We start from the raw sequence: 15,299 nt of genomic DNA on the forward strand, positions 1-15,299 counted from the left end.
ACTTAACTAACAAATTTTGATGTCACTATTGCGCTCTTATTTAGTTTTTAGGGTATAAATCATACCTTTTTCTTACATGAAATTGTCTGGTAGTAATAGCGGAGAAGTCACACCTGTTCCCATACCGAACACAGTAGTTAAGCTCTCCAGCGCCGATGGTAGTTGGGACTTTGTCCCTGCAAGAGTAGGACGCCGCCAGGCAACAATAAATAAGCGAAGATACGTTCAAGCGTATCTTCGCTTATTTAAATACAAGGCTGTTTTCTAAAAGTTTGTTGTTATTAAATGAAAAAGTGTTTCTTTATAGAAAGGTGAATACGCGTCAGCAGTGGAAATATGCGAGACTCCTGCGGGAAGAGTAAGCTACGCAAGGCCCCACAGGCGAGGTACGAGCCGAGGAGACTTGCGGCTTCCCCGCGGAAAGCGAGTATATTTCCACTGCGGCAGTAAACAACCTAAAAACAACAATCTTTACTAAAAGAGCCAAATACAAACAAAAGAGACGCTTTCGGCGTCTCTTTTGTGTTTAATAAAATGTTAACTCATTCCATAAGGTCCAAGCGTCTGTTTATCATTACTTCCGCTGTTTCCACTACTACCCATTTGTGAAACGAACGGAACCATTTGTTGCATGGTCTGACCAAGTGTTTGGTTATTTTTTGTCATGGTATAATATGTTGCTGCTCCGACGCCCACTGAAGCTAATAGAGGTATCAACATTGCATTTTTTTCCATAGCAAACCCCAACCCTTCTATAATGTCATGAGACTTTTATAGGATGATACAACGTGTAACCATTCATGCCCGGTAAGACATTCCAATAGGTTAAATTTATATAACGTATCCTGCTTCAAGCGCTGCATTTGATCCTGCTAGTCTGCCCGTTACTAGGGCAGAAGTGATATTGTAACCACCAGTATAGCCATGGATGTCTAAAATTTCCCCACAAAAATATAATCCATGCATCATTTTCGACTGCATTGTGTTTGGTACAATTTCTTTTATGGAAACACCACCGCCAGTAACAAAAGCCTTTTTAAGTGGCAAAGATCCATTTACAAGAAATGTGAAATGTTTAAAATCATGTACAATCATTCGAATTACTTCTTTCGAAATTGTTGCTGCCTTTTGATCTTCGTTGATAGTGTTCTTTACAAAAATGTAAGATAGGAAACGTTCTGGAACGATGCCTTTAAAGCTATTTTTGATTGACCTCTTCGGATTTAGCTGTAAAGTGTCCCATATTTCTTTTACAAGAACATCTTCATTTTGGGTAGGTAAAACATCTAACACCATGATAACTTCAGAACGATTCTTCATAAGCTCTTTAACGACAAATTGTGAGCAACGCAATACGGCAGGACCTGAAATTCCAAAGTGGGTGAATATCATATCCATTTGGTGCGTGATAATAGGCTTGTCTTTTTTATTGAGTACAGTGAGTGCAACATCTCTTAGTGATAATCCTTGAAGTTGTTTTTGTTTAATAAAGGGTTCGTCAGAGGTTAAAGCAACTTCTGTTGGATAAAGTTTGGTAACAGTATGTCCGGCTTTTTTAGCCCATGCATAACCATCACCTGTTGATCCAGTGTGCGGAACAGCCTTACCTCCTACAGCTAGTACGATTGATCTACATGTGATTTTCTCGTTATCGGATAATATCACCGTGTGCTCGTCTTCTTCATAGTTTACTGTTTTTACCTCTGTTTGCATCCGAATTTTTACGTTTAATTCATGCAATTTATTAATTAATGCATTCACGACTGTTTTTGCGGAATTAGTTACAGGAAACATCCGGCCATGATCTTCTTCTTTTAACTCTACACCCATTTCTTCAAAAAAGTCGATGATATCATAATTATTAAAAACTGAAAATGCACTATATAAAAACTTCCCATTCCCTGGAATGTGTTTGATTACTTCATCTTCAGGCAGTCGATTGGTAACATTACATCGTCCACCACCTGAAATCGCTAATTTTGTCCCTAGTTTGCTTCCTTTTTCAATTAAAAGGCATTTGGCACCACTTTCTGCTGCGGCAATAGAGGCCATTAATCCAGAGGGGCCTCCACCAATTATGATTACATCGTATTCCACTTTGCTTCATTCCTTTCGCTTGTATCGTACCATTAAATAGTAGTAATTCCTATATATTCACCGGTCTGTCATAAATTTGTTACGTTATTTTGGCTTATTTTTTTTAATCTTTATCGTACTTTGCAGTAGATGTGATAAAATGAATGTTATGTAATAAAAAATAGATGCAGGTGAATTTATGTCGAACATTGTCAAAGGTACCATGTTACTTACAGGTGCCACATTTTTGTCGAAATTTTTAGGGATGATTTACGTAATCCCATTTAATCTTCTAATTGACGAAAAGGGAATAACGTTATTTGCATATGGTTATACCCCATACAATATACTAATTACAATTTCTACCATTGGTGTACCACTCGCAGTTTCTAAATTTGTTTCAAAATATAACGCATTAGAGGACTACGAAACTGGATTGCGGATGTTCCGAATAGGAATTACTCTTATGGCTATAACAGGATTTCTGGCATTTTTAGCATTATTTTTTGGGGCAGAGTACATAGCCGAGATAACTAAAGAAAGTAACGATGGCAATTATTCAGCTGGAGATATATCAGTTGCTGAAATTAAGACTGTATTACAAATGGTTAGTTTTGCACTAATTATTATTCCGGCAATGAGTATTGTTCGTGGTTTTTTTCAAGGATATCAATCGATGGGACCTACAGCAGTATCCCAGGTTGTTGAACAAATTGTTCGGATTGTATTTTTATTAACAGCAGTATTTATTATTATGTTTATATTAGATGGAGAGGTTGCAACTGCAATAGGGTTCGCTACATTTGCAGCTTTTATTGGTGCACTGGCCTCATGTGTGGTTTTATATGTGTATTGGAGAAAACGAAAACCTTTTATTTATAAAAACATAGAGAAACAACAAAAACATTCTAATATTCCTACAAAGGATTTAGTAAAGGAACTTTTTCAGTATGCAGGTCCATTTGTATTAGTGGGTATTGCGACTCCATTATATCAGCTAATTGACCAATTTACATTTGATCATGCAATGTCGGCAATAGGTAAAGGTGATCTCGTTAATTTTGCTTATGGTGTAGTTAACTTTAATGCACATAAAGTAGTGATTATCCCAGTAGCATTAGCAACTGGTCTGTCTCTAGCAATATTACCAGCGCTCACAAAATCTTATAATGAAGGAAACAAAACACTTTTATTTAAACAAATCAACCAAGCACTTCAAATTGTTATCGTCTTAACTGTTCCGGCAGTTGTTGGGTTATCCATGTTATCAGATGTTACTTATGGATCATTATTTGGAATAGAACGTTTTGACCTAACTGGTTCATTACTTGGCTGGTATGCACCTGTTGGATTATTGTTTGGGTTGTTTTTAGTATCAGCTTCAATCCTCCAAGGTATTAATCAGCAGCGATTTGCGGTAATTAGCTTATCAGGTGGATTATTAATAAAAACTCTTTTCAACATACAGTTAATCCATATGTTTGGTGCGAAAGGTATGATTTTTGGTACTGCACTCGCAGTTGCAACAGCAGTATCATTAAATCTATGGCGTATTCATAAAGCGATTAACTTTTCGTATAAGCAGCTCTTTAAACGTACACTATTAGTTTGTATTTTTTCTATAATTATGATTGTCGTATTGTGGTTGGCTAAGTTATTGTTAGGAACATTGATACCATATGAGGAGTCTAGATGGGGCTCGGTAATCATGCTTATAGTAGGCGTCACGTCTGGTGGTAGTGTTTACTTATGGTTTGCCTATCATTCAACATTGCTCGAACGCGTATTGGGCAATAAAGTTCGTGTCTTGGATCGAATTTTTAAAAGGTAATGGAGGGTTTATTAATGCGTCTTGATAAACTATTGGCAAATATGGGGTATGGAAGTCGAAAAGATGTAAAAAATATGCTTAAGCTGAAAAAGGTTTCCGTAAATAAAACAATTATAAAAGACGGGAAAATGCATGTAGAACCATTAACTGATATTATTCAGGTAGGGGAAAATACGGTACATTATCAGAAGTATATTTACTTAATGATGAATAAGCCACCAGGATATGTATCTGCTACAGTCGATAAGGCAGAAAAAACGGTAATCGATTTGTTATCATCTGACTATCAGAACTTTGAACCTTTTCCAGTTGGGCGATTGGATAAAGATACAGAGGGATTACTCTTACTTACAAATGACGGTGAGCTCGGACATCAGCTAACTTCACCGAAGAAAAATATTACGAAAGTTTACTATGCAAAAATTGAAGGACATGTATCAACTGAAGATGTTAAAAGATTTTCTGAAGGTGTAACACTTGAGGATGGATATCAAACAAAACCAGCCAAACTTTGTATCCTCGTTGCTGGTGAACAATCTGAAATTGAAGTCAGTATTACAGAAGGTAAATATCATCAAGTCAAAAGAATGTTTGCAGCAGTGGGTAATAAGGTAACCTATCTAAAACGATTAAAAATGGGGACTCTTGAGCTTGACTCCACCTTGAAAATTGGACAATTTAGGGAACTAACAGAAGGTGAACTGATCTCAATTTCTCAAAAAAACAGCTGACGAATTATTCGTCAGCATTGTTTTATTTCTTAATTCGCTACTTTTTTATCTGTAATTTTCCACTTACCTCTTGTTGGGCTACTAACAAGACCATTGTAAGTCAACACATGTAGATCACGTTGAATTGTCCGCATAGTCGTATTAAATTCTTCCGCTAACTCAGGTGTTGAAACCATTCCACATTCTTTAATGTAGAAATAAATAGCTTTCATCCTCGTTAACATACGAGATGATGAATACTCCAAAAAACCACTCCTTAATGATGACATTAAACATGTGGTGCAAGGGAATTTACGATGTTATCTATATCTTATTACGAAACCAATCATTTTAAAAGTAAAATAGTTAAAATTGTGAAAAAACATTAAATAACTCTTCATTTTATACGATGATAAAGAGAGAGGTATAGACATATGACAGTGAATCCACATTATTTTATTGCGATACCTGTTCCTTCAGAAATAAAAGAAAAATTAGTTGAATGGCAGTCAGATCTAAAAAAAGAACTATCCTTCAAGCAATGGACACATGACGATGATCTTCACATCACATTGAAATTTTTAGGTTCCGTTCAAATGGACACAGTGAAGAGGTTAATAAATGAATTGCAGAAGCTTGAAAAATTATCATCATTAACGATAGATATAAAGGGAATTGGGACTTTTGGTAAACCCTCTTCTCCACGTGTTATGTATGCAAATGTTCATCAGACTCAAGCACTTAATCAACTTGTTGAAATGGTGGAATCCTGCGCAGAACTATGCGGTTTTGATAAGGAAACACGTAAGTTTAGAGCACATATTACACTTGCAAAGAAATGGAGGGATCAGTCATTGAAAGTGTCAATCGAAACATGTACAAGTAGCTATGCCAATGAATCCTATCCATTTGAAATAGATCACGTACATCTCTATCAGATTCACCCAGCTAAAAATCCGAAATATGAAGTAATTGAATCTTTTCCATTAAACGGAGGTGGTTGAAATCGCCCAACTTATTAAAATTCAGGATTATGTGTCTAGGTACGAGTGGAATGCTTACCGCTATCCGAGTCAATATATTCGTTTAAAACAGGAAAATTGGCAAAAACTTCATCACCTGTGGAATAATCCACGAGAGGAAACAGAAGAATTGGAATCAAATGAAACGTTATCTACTTTTGCAAAATGGAAGTCTTTTATTAAGAGGGACTCAATACATGAAGAGCATAATGAAAAGGATGATGATTTTCTTCCCAAGACAGAAGACGAATTAAAACAGTATTTTTTAGATAAACTGTTTCCTTTTCAATTAAAATGGGCGTCATCCACCGTAATGGATGTTTCGTTTATTGACAGGTCATATGAGGGTAATACTAAGTTAAAATACTTTTTACAACGCTTCCCTGATACTTATTTAATTATGTATTACCCTATATTTTCTATTAAAAATGCTCCCGTTGATGGTGAACTTATTTTGATTAGCCCTATTGGGTTGGAAATTATTTATTTAGTGGAAGAACCAGAAAACGTAAAAATACTTGCTGGAGATGACCGTACATGGGGACTGGAAACGAGTGAAAAAAAATCCAAAATACTCAGTCCACTAATTGCACTTAAGCGAACAGAGCAGATTATTAAACGTATTCTGGCAACACAACAGATTGATTTCCCAATTAAAAAAATAGTATTGTCTAGAACAAATCAAATTGTATTTCATACAGAACCATATAATACTAAAATTATCGGCAAATTTGAATATGAACAATGGTTTAACGAAAAAAGAAAACTGGTTTCCCCATTGAAAAGTAGACAATTAAAAGTGATTTCTACACTATTAAAGCACTGTCAGACAACATCCGTCAAAAGGCAGGAATGGGAAGAAGATGAATCGACGTTTACGATGAACGATGAATTATGATTCAATCGGAGAACAACCAACCTAGTTCAATTTCAGTGTCTAGGACAAAGTCAATAAGTAATTATTAGTTGTTTTTTTCTGTATTTAGCTTTAAAATACATGACTGGACTAAATTTTTTCAGATTTGAGGTATGAATGTGAATTGGCTTAAAGCGGTTTTAGGACAAGAGTGGGACATAAAATCAGCGGGAGGCCTTACTGGTGAGGCGTATATTGCAAAAAAGAATGATCGTAAGCTTTTTTTAAAGCGAAATTCTTCTCCTTTTTTAGCCGTGTTATCTGCGGAAGGAATTGTTCCAAAACTAGTTTGGACAAAACGTTTGGAAAATGGTGACGTTATTACAGCACAAGAATGGTTAGATGGACGTGAACTTAATGCGATAGAAATGCAACATCATGAAGTTGCATCTTTGCTACAAAAAATCCATCAGTCATCTGAACTATTACATATGCTCATGCGCTTAGGTAAAAAGCCATTCACACCTAGAGAAAGTTTGCATAATTTAAAACAACAAATTATGCAAAATAATTTAAATGAACTAGATGATGAAGTATCTTCTTCTTTAGTTTTTTTGGAGGAACTCTTACCTGTGACAGAAAATCAAAAACAGGTTGTTTGTCATGGTGATTTAAACCATAATAACATTTTGCTGACAAATGAGAGTCACTTGTATTTAATTGATTGGGATAATGCGATGATAGCAGATCCAATTATTGATGTTGGGTTTATCCTGAAATGGTATATTCCAAAAGAAGACTGGGATGAATGGTTGTTTCATTATGGAATTGCAAAGGATTGTAACTTACTTAAGCGAATGTACTGGTATCTATTACTGGACGCTCTTTATTATGTGAACTGGCACTCACAGCGAAAAGAGCTTGAAAAAAGGCAAGATAGACTAAAAGATATTCGTGAACTAAATTTACATGTTCGTCAACTACTCCAAACTTGATTGGTTTATATAGGTCGTCCATGTTTCAATATTGCTTTTATTTGTTGTTACATGCTCCTCTAAGTTTTGAGCTTGTTCACCTTGTATACCGTAATTATAAATTTCAGGAAGAAGCGATAACAATTCTTCATCCGTGATGCTTTCTTTAGCCATTAATGTTTGAACGATACGCTTAATTTGTTTGTATTCATTGATATCAGCGCAGCTTTCCTCGGATTGCTCGGTTAAAATATCGTGGAGTACCGTTAGTTGATCGTTAACTGTTAACATGTTTTCATTTCACCTCATTCATTAGCGTGTGCGAACTTTTATATACTATACTTGACATATAATGACAGTAATATGTGTTTTTATTTCGTAAAAATTGGAGGATTCGAGGATTATGAGACAACGTAATAAACCATGGGCAGATGATTTTTTAAATGAACATCGTGATCTTGTCATCGTAAACCCTAAAGAAAAAAAGGATAAATGGAAAGAAGTTTTTGGTAATACAAATCCAATACACTTGGAAATCGGAACTGGAAAAGGCCAATTTATTGTAGGGATGGCTAAACAATATCCCACTATCAATTTTATTGGTGTCGAAATGGCAAAAAGTATTATAGTGGATGCAGCTCAAAAGGTTAAGGAATCGGGCCAAGAAAACGTAATCCTACTAAACGAAAATGCAAATGATCTGGAAGAACTTTTTGCAGAGAATGAAATTTCAACAATCTATTTGAACTTTTCAGATCCATGGCCAAAAAGCCGCCATGAAAAGAGACGATTGAGCTATCATACATTTTTAGCAAAGTATGAAAGAATCTTGGTAAAACACAGTGATTTAATAATGAAGACAGATAATCGTTCATTATTTGAGTATTCACTCGTGAGCTTCTCAAACTATGGTTTGAAATTGGAAGAAGTTAGTCTAGATCTTCATCAATTAGACGATCCCATGAATGTCATGACGGAATATGAAGAGAAATTTTCAAGTAAAGGACAACCTATTTATCGTTGTCAGGCAAAATTTCAATAGTAGTATTGGGAGGATTTGATCTACATCAAACTCTTTAAGAATATAGGGTTATATATATTTATTATTGCTTTTATAGGTGCAGGAGTTAGCCATTTTATATTTGTCGATGGATTTGTAAATATGTTTCCAGAGTTTGTTCCTTTTAAAAAACCTATCGTCTTTGCGTCAGGCTTGGTTGAGTGGTTACTTGCTATTTTGTTAGTAATTCCTAAAACCAGGAATAGTGCTAGTAGGTTTACGGCTATTTATTTAGTAATTATTTTTCCAGCAAATATTTATGCGGCTATTTATGGAATCCCAGCGCCCTGGTCTGAACAAACAGACCAAATTGCTTTATGGATTCGGCTACTATTTCAACCTTTATTGATTTGGTGGGTACTAGCAGTATCGAGAGATAGTCAGACTTCCTAATTTGCAGACTTTTACATATTTCGCTACACTACTTAATAGAGGGGGCTATATCGTTGGAAACTTTACAAATTGGAAGAGCTAAACTGACTTGGTTGAATGGTGGAGTAAATTTTCTTGATGGTGGTGCCATGTTTGGTGTCGTACCAAAAGCATTATGGAGTAGAAAATACCCACATAATGATAAAAACCAAATCGAATTACGAACAGATCCAATATTGTTACAACTAGATGGTAAAAATTATGTCATTGATTCTGGTATGGGTAATGGAAAACTTACTAAGAAACAGCTACGGAACTTTGGTGTTCTTGAAGAATCGGCTATTGATCAATCGTTAGCAGGGCTCGGATTGACTACCACTGATATTGACGCTATGTTAATGACACATCTTCATTTTGATCATGCATGTGGGTTAACGAAACCTACAGAGGATAATAGTTATAAACCGGTATTTGAAAATGCTACGATTTACACATCCGATGTAGAATGGAACGAAATGCGCAACCCAAATATACGATCGATTAATACATATTGGGAAGAAAACTGGAAGCCAATTGAGGATCAGGTAAAGCCTTTTGAAAAAGAAATTCAGATTGCGGATGGATTAAAAATGATTCATACTAGCGGTCATAGTAACGGTCACTGCATCATTTTATTTGAGGACGGCGAAGATTCGTTTATTCATATGGCAGATATTATGCCTACACATGGTCATCAAAATAAACTGTGGGCTTTGGCATATGATGATTATCCTGTTACTTCTGTTCATCAAAAGGAAAAATGGATGGATTATGGCTATTCAAAAAAGGCTTGGTATACGTTCTATCATGATGCCTATTATCGTGCAATTCAGTTTGATGGAGAAGGAAAAAAGATTGGTGAAGTACAGCGGGAAAGGTACGACTATAACTAGAAGGAAAGCTATCCTGAATGAAGGATAGCTTTTGTTTTATTGACATAGACTGTACGTCGCTGAACAGTCGCCTACGCTTTTCTTGATCTAGCTGCGGCTTCTAGCGGTTAGCAAATAGAAAGACCTGATGAAATGTACGTAAAGTTCGACGTACTTTTCATCAGTTCTATCTATTTGTACAACACTGAACAGTCGCCTACGCTTTTCTTTTTTACTTAGCTACTTTTTTCTTTGACTTGGTGGTTTTTGGTTTGGCGGGCTTTGGTTTTGGTTTGTTTTTCTTTGCTTTGTCGAGTGAAGCCTCTAATGCATCCATCAAATTTGTAACATTATCATCTGTGTTAGATGATTTATTTTCCCCAATTACAACCTCTTCATTATTTTTCTTGGCTTCAATTAATTCCATTAGTGCAGTTCGGTATTCGTCATTATACTTTTCAGGTTCGAATGTAGTTGTAAGTTGTTCAATGAGCATTTTGGCTGTATCCAACTCTTTCTTTGCTGTATTTGACTCTTCAGGCACATTAGGAACGTCTTTAACTTGTCGAACTTCATCTGGGTAATGAATGGTTTCAACAATCAACGTATTCTCATAAACGCGTATAACTGCTAGCTGTTCTTTCGATCTAATGATCATTTTTGCAATTCCGATCTTTGATGTGTCTTTTAAGGCAGAACGTAATAATCCGTATGCTTTCCCGCCCCCCTCGTTAGGGGATAAAAAATAGCTTTTTTCAAAATAAATTGGATCAATTTCTTCTAATTTAACAAAGTCTACAATTTCAACCGCTTTGTCTGCTTGCTCTTTTTTCAACGCTTCTAAATCTTCTTCATCTAAGACGACAAACTTATCTTTTCCATATTCATAGGCCTTCACTATTTCATCATTTTTTACTTCGCGATCACAATGGGGGCATGTACGTTCATATTTTATAGGAGACTGACATTCTTTATGCAGCTGTCTTAGCTTGATATCTTTGTTTTCAGTTGCAGCGTGCATTTTTACAGGGATATTTACAAGTCCAAAACTGATAGTGCCTTTCCACATCGTATGCATGTACAAAAACTCCTTTTTCTTTTATTTTCCCGAGATTGTTTTATTTTATCCGTGGTTATTTTTCGTGAAATGAGCCACTTTAATTAGTAAAAGGGGGCACCATTTGATGAAATTAATGCATCCGATTGCGCGTACAAAAATACCTACTGAAAATGATTGGGCTTATGAAGTGAAGTATGATGGATTTCGTTGTCTTTTGCATTGGGAGAAAACAAAAATAAAGTTAGTAAGTAGAAATGATATAGATATGACAGATAAGTTTCCTGAAATCATTGAGTTTTGTTTGGCGAATCAAGACGCAATAACTAAACTCCTGCCATTAAAAATTGATGGTGAATTGGCAATTATTAACAACCCCTTTCAGGCAAACTTTTCAGAAATTCAAAAGCGTGGTCGTCTAACTAAAAAAGAAACCATTATTAAGGCTTCTGTGGTACGACCTGCGACGTTTTTAGCATTTGATTTATTGCAACAGGAAAATTCTTCGTTGATGAAGAAAGCATATACGGAACGGAAAAAGCTACTTCTTGCTTTTTTTGAATTTGCAAAGTTTAATCGTAGCATTACAAGATTGAATCGATTAAGTTTTATACCTTCCTTTGAGAACAGGGATGATTTATGGAGAAACGTTTTTGATTATAAAGGTGAAGGTGTAATAGCTAAACGAAAAAAAGGTTTTTATAATTTCGGAAAACACCATAATGATTGGTTTAAAATAAAAAACTGGCGAAGACTCGATGGGATTCTTACATCTTTAGATACAAAAAATGATTATTTCACTGTAAATGTTTATGAAGGGGACCATCTAGTTGAGGTGGGAAAGTGTAAGCATGGAGTTGACGATAACGAACTAACCACATTACTCGACCTATTTTCATCGAAAGGTCAGAAACAGGGGAGTAGTTTTACGCTTCCACCTGCAATTTGTGCTGAAATAAATACACTTGATTTTGCTAAGAATGAGCTTCGAGAGCCTTCAATAAATAAGTTATTAGTAAATAACTCTGCAGCAGACTGTACGCATGATAAAATGAATCTTGATATGGCAATGATCCCGGCAAGTATTGAAACTAGCAATACAAATAAAATCTTTTGGCCTGCAAAAGGACAAACCAAAGGGGATTTACTTATCTATTTACGAGAGATAGCACCGTATATGCTTCCTTTGTTACGTGACCGGATACTAACTGTAATCCGTAGCCCGGATGGAGTGAGAGAGCAATTTTTCTTTCAAAAACATCTTCCAGACTACGCACCATCGTTTATAAAAAGCTTACCAATTGATGATGAAATTTTTTTCATTTGTGATCAACTGGAATCGCTTCTATGGTTCGCAAACCATGGCGCAATCGAATATCATACACCATTTCAAACAGTTGGCAATCCGAACCCTATTGAAATTGTATTTGACTTAGATCCACCTGATCGCGATCGATTTTCGCTTGCTATTCAAGCAGCAAATATACTCAAACATTTACTTGATAATTTAAGTCTAGTTTCCTTTGTCAAAACATCAGGAAATAAAGGGATACAGGTTCACATTCCGATCCCCAAAAATAGTTTAACCTATGAAGAGACTGGAATTTTTACTGAGGCTATTGCAATGACTATCGAAAAAGAATACCCGGCATTGTTCACCACAGAAAGATTAAAGAAAAATCGGAATGGAAGGATGTACATCGATTATATTCAGCATGCTAAGGATAAAACAATCATTGCCGCCTATTCCCCAAGAAAAACAGAAGAGGCCACGGTTGCGACACCATTGTATTGGGAGGAAGTGCGTGCTGGTCTAAGACCAGAGATGTTTACCATAAATAATGCTGTAGAACGCGTACAAACAATTGGGTGTCCATTTACTGGATACTTCAACACAGGCGAGTCCCAAAAGATGGAAAATGTACGAAGTCTATTGAAACAATAAAAAATAGTGCAAGCCAGTGATGGATTGCACTATCCTTATCTTTTATGCAGTTTGTACAGATCCAATAACTGCTCCAGTCTCTACATCAACATAAAACTCATACTGTTTGTTTTCGCCATCAATACTACGTGTTACACCGCCGCGATAAGCATGATAGAGAAGACCGTTTTTCTCAACCTCTTCAGGTTTCATATAGATCCATGAGCCACTAATAGGACCTTGTTTTTTAAATGTTTCTTTTGCTTGCTTCAATGCTTTTTCAGGTGTGATTTTCTGATATTGTTCAATTTGCTGTTTAGCCAAATAGCCCACTGCTACACCTAATCCAGCTGCCAATGCTGCTTTTTTTACACTCACTTTATAATCACCTCATACATTAGTTTGATTACGAATACAATTTGTTGACTATCTTTACGTTAGTATAACGCAAAAGCTTATAAATAGAAAATAATACAACATAAGTGTTGCATGGTGGAAACTGAACAAAGTTTTCCGTTATACTGTATGTAGTACATAGTATATAGAATGGGGGATTTTATATGAAGCAAGATACATTGGATTTATTTAAAACGCTTACAGAACTACAAGGAGCACCAGGTAATGAACATTTGGTACGCAAATTTATGAAAGGTGAACTAGAAAAGTATTCAGATGAGATTATTCAGGATAATCTTGGTGGTGTATTTGGTGTGAAAAATGGCGAAGGTCCTAAGGTCATGGTTGCTGGTCATATGGATGAAGTTGGTTTTATGATAACTCAAATTACGGAAAATGGTATGCTCAGGTTTCAAACATTGGGTGGCTGGTGGAACCAGGTCATGCTTGCACAACGTGTACAAATTATGACAGACAATGGACCAGTTATTGGAGTGATTGGCTCTATCCCACCCCACAATTTAACACCAGAACAACGTAAAAAACCAATGGAAATGAAAAACATGTTAATCGATATTGGTGCTGATGATAAAGAAGATGCGCAGAAGATCGGAGTTAAACCAGGACAAGCTGCTGTTCCAATATGTCCGTTTACTCCAATGGCTAACAACAAAAAGATTCTTGCCAAAGCATGGGACAATCGCTATGGTTGTGGTCTTGCAGTAGAACTTTTAAAGGAACTTAAAGACGAAACATTGCCTAACCAACTATATTCTGGTGCTACCGTTCAAGAAGAGGTCGGATTGCGTGGAGCGCAAGTTGCAGCGAGTATGATTCAACCGGATATTTTCTATGCACTTGATGCATCACCCGCAAATGATATGTCAGGAGACAAAAAAGAATTTGGTCAGCTGGGAAAAGGTGCTTTATTACGTATTTTTGACCGCACAATGATTACACACCGCGGAATTAAAGATTTCATCTTAGATACTGCTGAGTCTAATAACATTCCGTATCAATATTTTATCTCACAAGGTGGTACTGACGCTGGACGTGTGCACCTTTCAAATGATGGAGTACCATCTGCAGTTGTCGGAATCTGTTCCCGCTACATTCATACATCTTCATCCATAATTCATGTAGATGATTATGCTTCAGCCAAAGAGTTACTTGTTAAATTAGTAAAGACAACAGATAAAAACACAGTTGAACAAATTCGTAAAAATAGTTAAAAATAAAATTGCCACTTCCTATTTGTGTTGTGGCAATTTAACTTTTAAGAAACGGGTTGATATCATGAAAATAATTATCGGTTCCATGAACAAAACAAAAACCGAAGCAGTTAAAGAAGTATTTCCATCTGATCAAGTATTAAGCTATTCGGCTGAGTCTTCTGTTTCTGCACAGCCATTTTCAGATGAAGAAACAAGGACAGGAGCCATTAACCGTGCAAAAGATTGTATAACAATGAATCCTGATGCAATGGGAATTGGACTTGAAGGCGGTGTAATGGATATAGATGGTCAGTTATTTTTATGTAACTGGGGGGCAATGATTGACTTAAAACAACAGGTACATACCGCTAGTGGTGCTCGAATTTTATTACCAAAAGAAATAAGTGAACCTTTAAGAGATGGAATAGAACTGGGGGACGTCATGGATTCTTATGCACAAAAACAAGGTGTTCGTCATAATGAAGGCGCAATTGGTATCTTCACCAATAACCTGGTTTCCAGAAAAGACATGTTTTTACATGTAGTCACATTGCTGCGTGGTCAATGGGAATATTGGCATGATAGTAATCTAAAAAGCAGCGAATAGTTATAACGGTTTCCGTTTCCTATCACAAACATTAAAAATGTAAGGTAATTTGTACTCCAATTTGTTAGATAACTAAAGCCAATTCACATTTAGCCCAACAATTTCGTATGCAAATTGGCATTCATAAAGGAATATCTAAAATTATTTTCGCGGACATCAGATTCTTTATTTATAGAAAACAAACAATATTAATGTGTTAACGGACACCAGGTTCCTTATTTGCGAAGAACACCCCTATTTTACTTTGATATATGTTAAATAAGGGATTGTATGTCCGCCAGTTAAAGCT

17 protein-coding genes and 1 rRNA gene are annotated in these 15,299 nt (G+C 35.9%); 12 read left to right on the forward strand and 6 right to left on the reverse strand.

The features are described 5' to 3' along the window. Positions 1-85: 85 nt before the first annotated feature. A 5S ribosomal RNA gene (gene rrf, locus AC3G7N_RS03985) occupies positions 86-201 on the forward strand. Positions 202-537: 336 nt separating this feature from the next. On the opposite strand, the gene AC3G7N_RS03990 is transcribed toward rrf, so the two are convergent. Next, positions 538-735: a hypothetical protein gene (locus AC3G7N_RS03990; RefSeq protein ID WP_489420855.1), complete on the reverse strand. Its 198-nt coding sequence runs from the start codon at positions 733-735 to the stop codon at positions 538-540. A gap of 96 nt (positions 736-831) precedes the next feature. Further along, positions 832-2,097, reverse strand: a complete 1,266-nt coding sequence (locus tag AC3G7N_RS03995; protein ID WP_489420856.1) for a BaiN/RdsA family NAD(P)/FAD-dependent oxidoreductase — start codon at positions 2,095-2,097, stop codon at positions 832-834. A gap of 178 nt (positions 2,098-2,275) precedes the next feature. Here AC3G7N_RS03995 and AC3G7N_RS04000 point away from each other — a divergent pair, with 178 nt between their 5' ends. After that, positions 2,276-3,907 (forward strand): putative polysaccharide biosynthesis protein, encoded by a 1,632-nt coding sequence (locus tag AC3G7N_RS04000; RefSeq protein WP_489420857.1) that lies wholly within the window; start codon positions 2,276-2,278, stop codon positions 3,905-3,907. A gap of 14 nt (positions 3,908-3,921) precedes the next feature. Next, positions 3,922-4,638 carry a pseudouridine synthase gene (locus AC3G7N_RS04005; protein ID WP_489420858.1) on the forward strand — a complete coding sequence of 239 codons (717 nt, stop codon included), beginning with the start codon at positions 3,922-3,924 and terminating at the stop codon, positions 4,636-4,638. A gap of 29 nt (positions 4,639-4,667) precedes the next feature. Here the strand turns inward: AC3G7N_RS04005 and AC3G7N_RS04010 are convergent, their stop codons facing one another. Continuing rightward, complete coding sequence (locus AC3G7N_RS04010; protein ID WP_489420859.1) at positions 4,668-4,883, reverse strand: DeoR family transcriptional regulator; 216 nt, start codon at positions 4,881-4,883, stop codon at positions 4,668-4,670. A 168-nt stretch (positions 4,884-5,051) separates the two neighbouring features. Here AC3G7N_RS04010 and thpR point away from each other — a divergent pair, with 168 nt between their 5' ends. The 3 genes from thpR (at position 5,052) to AC3G7N_RS04025 (ending at position 7,490) form a co-directional block, all read left to right on the forward strand. After that, positions 5,052-5,621: an RNA 2',3'-cyclic phosphodiesterase gene (gene thpR / locus AC3G7N_RS04015; RefSeq protein ID WP_489420860.1), complete on the forward strand. Its 570-nt coding sequence runs from the start codon at positions 5,052-5,054 to the stop codon at positions 5,619-5,621. Beyond that, the gene (locus AC3G7N_RS04020; protein ID WP_489420861.1) at positions 5,614-6,537 is read left to right on the forward strand and encodes an NERD domain-containing protein; all 924 of its coding nucleotides are present in this window, start codon (positions 5,614-5,616) and stop codon (positions 6,535-6,537) included. The genes thpR and AC3G7N_RS04020 overlap by 8 nt, the downstream gene beginning before the upstream one ends. Before the next feature lie 131 nt (positions 6,538-6,668). After that, complete coding sequence (locus AC3G7N_RS04025; protein WP_489420862.1) at positions 6,669-7,490, forward strand: phosphotransferase family protein; 822 nt, start codon at positions 6,669-6,671, stop codon at positions 7,488-7,490. Here AC3G7N_RS04025 and AC3G7N_RS04030 read toward each other — a convergent pair. Continuing rightward, complete coding sequence (locus AC3G7N_RS04030; protein ID WP_489420863.1) at positions 7,476-7,760, reverse strand: YtzH-like family protein; 285 nt, start codon at positions 7,758-7,760, stop codon at positions 7,476-7,478. The genes AC3G7N_RS04025 and AC3G7N_RS04030 overlap by 15 nt on opposite strands. 112 nt (positions 7,761-7,872) lie before the next feature. Here AC3G7N_RS04030 and trmB point away from each other — a divergent pair, with 112 nt between their 5' ends. Genes trmB through AC3G7N_RS04045 form a run of 3 tightly spaced genes read left to right on the forward strand, consistent with a single transcriptional unit; the run spans position 7,873 to position 9,833 of the window. Then, a complete protein-coding gene (gene trmB, locus AC3G7N_RS04035) occupies positions 7,873-8,511 on the forward strand; it encodes a tRNA (guanosine(46)-N7)-methyltransferase TrmB (RefSeq protein WP_489420864.1) in 639 nt (212 codons plus the stop codon). Positions 8,512-8,526: 15 nt separating this feature from the next. Further along, positions 8,527-8,922 carry a DoxX family protein gene (locus AC3G7N_RS04040; RefSeq protein ID WP_489420865.1) on the forward strand — a complete coding sequence of 132 codons (396 nt, stop codon included), beginning with the start codon at positions 8,527-8,529 and terminating at the stop codon, positions 8,920-8,922. Positions 8,923-8,975: 53 nt separating this feature from the next. Beyond that, entirely contained in the window at positions 8,976-9,833 is an 858-nt protein-coding gene (locus tag AC3G7N_RS04045) for a YtnP family quorum-quenching lactonase (RefSeq protein ID WP_489420866.1), read from the forward strand. 211 nt (positions 9,834-10,044) lie between these two features. Here the strand turns inward: AC3G7N_RS04045 and ku are convergent, their stop codons facing one another. Then, on the reverse strand, positions 10,045-10,890 hold the full coding sequence (gene ku, locus AC3G7N_RS04050; RefSeq protein ID WP_489420867.1) for a non-homologous end joining protein Ku: 846 nt from the start codon (positions 10,888-10,890) through the stop codon (positions 10,045-10,047). Between the two features lie 106 nt (positions 10,891-10,996). On the opposite strand from ku, the gene AC3G7N_RS04055 reads away from it, so the two are divergent. After that, positions 10,997-12,814 (forward strand): DNA ligase D, encoded by a 1,818-nt coding sequence (locus tag AC3G7N_RS04055; protein WP_489420868.1) that lies wholly within the window; start codon positions 10,997-10,999, stop codon positions 12,812-12,814. Between the two features lie 42 nt (positions 12,815-12,856). Here AC3G7N_RS04055 and AC3G7N_RS04060 read toward each other — a convergent pair whose 3' ends face one another. After that, positions 12,857-13,171 (reverse strand): PepSY domain-containing protein, encoded by a 315-nt coding sequence (locus AC3G7N_RS04060; protein WP_089531805.1) that lies wholly within the window; start codon positions 13,169-13,171, stop codon positions 12,857-12,859. Positions 13,172-13,353: 182 nt separating this feature from the next. Here AC3G7N_RS04060 and AC3G7N_RS04065 point away from each other — a divergent pair, with 182 nt between their 5' ends. After that, the gene (locus AC3G7N_RS04065; RefSeq protein WP_489420869.1) at positions 13,354-14,421 is read left to right on the forward strand and encodes a M42 family metallopeptidase; all 1,068 of its coding nucleotides are present in this window, start codon (positions 13,354-13,356) and stop codon (positions 14,419-14,421) included. Positions 14,422-14,485: 64 nt separating this feature from the next. Beyond that, complete coding sequence (locus tag AC3G7N_RS04070) at positions 14,486-15,010, forward strand: DUF84 family protein (RefSeq protein WP_489420870.1); 525 nt, start codon at positions 14,486-14,488, stop codon at positions 15,008-15,010. The last annotated feature ends 289 nt before the right edge of the window (positions 15,011-15,299 follow it).

The organism is Virgibacillus carmonensis, from assembly GCF_057836705.1.

Bases quoted from the DNA above. Each gene is read 5' to 3' on its own strand.
- AC3G7N_RS03990 (WP_489420855.1), bottom strand. From the start codon at position 735: ATGGAAAAAAATGCAATGTTGATACCTCTATTAGCTTCAGTGGGCGTC.
- AC3G7N_RS04000 (WP_489420857.1), top strand. From the start codon at position 2,276: ATGTCGAACATTGTCAAAGGTACCATGTTACTTACAGGTGCCACATTT.
- AC3G7N_RS04005 (WP_489420858.1), top strand. From the start codon at position 3,922: ATGCGTCTTGATAAACTATTGGCAAATATGGGGTATGGAAGTCGAAAA.
- thpR (WP_489420860.1), top strand. From the start codon at position 5,052: ATGACAGTGAATCCACATTATTTTATTGCGATACCTGTTCCTTCAGAA.
- AC3G7N_RS04025 (WP_489420862.1), top strand. From the start codon at position 6,669: ATGAATGTGAATTGGCTTAAAGCGGTTTTAGGACAAGAGTGGGACATA.
- AC3G7N_RS04030 (WP_489420863.1), bottom strand. From the start codon at position 7,760: ATGTTAACAGTTAACGATCAACTAACGGTACTCCACGATATTTTAACC.
- trmB (WP_489420864.1), top strand. From the start codon at position 7,873: ATGAGACAACGTAATAAACCATGGGCAGATGATTTTTTAAATGAACAT.
- ku (WP_489420867.1), bottom strand. From the start codon at position 10,890: ATGCATACGATGTGGAAAGGCACTATCAGTTTTGGACTTGTAAATATC.
- AC3G7N_RS04055 (WP_489420868.1), top strand. From the start codon at position 10,997: ATGAAATTAATGCATCCGATTGCGCGTACAAAAATACCTACTGAAAAT.
- AC3G7N_RS04065 (WP_489420869.1), top strand. From the start codon at position 13,354: ATGAAGCAAGATACATTGGATTTATTTAAAACGCTTACAGAACTACAA.
- AC3G7N_RS04070 (WP_489420870.1), top strand. From the start codon at position 14,486: ATGAAAATAATTATCGGTTCCATGAACAAAACAAAAACCGAAGCAGTT.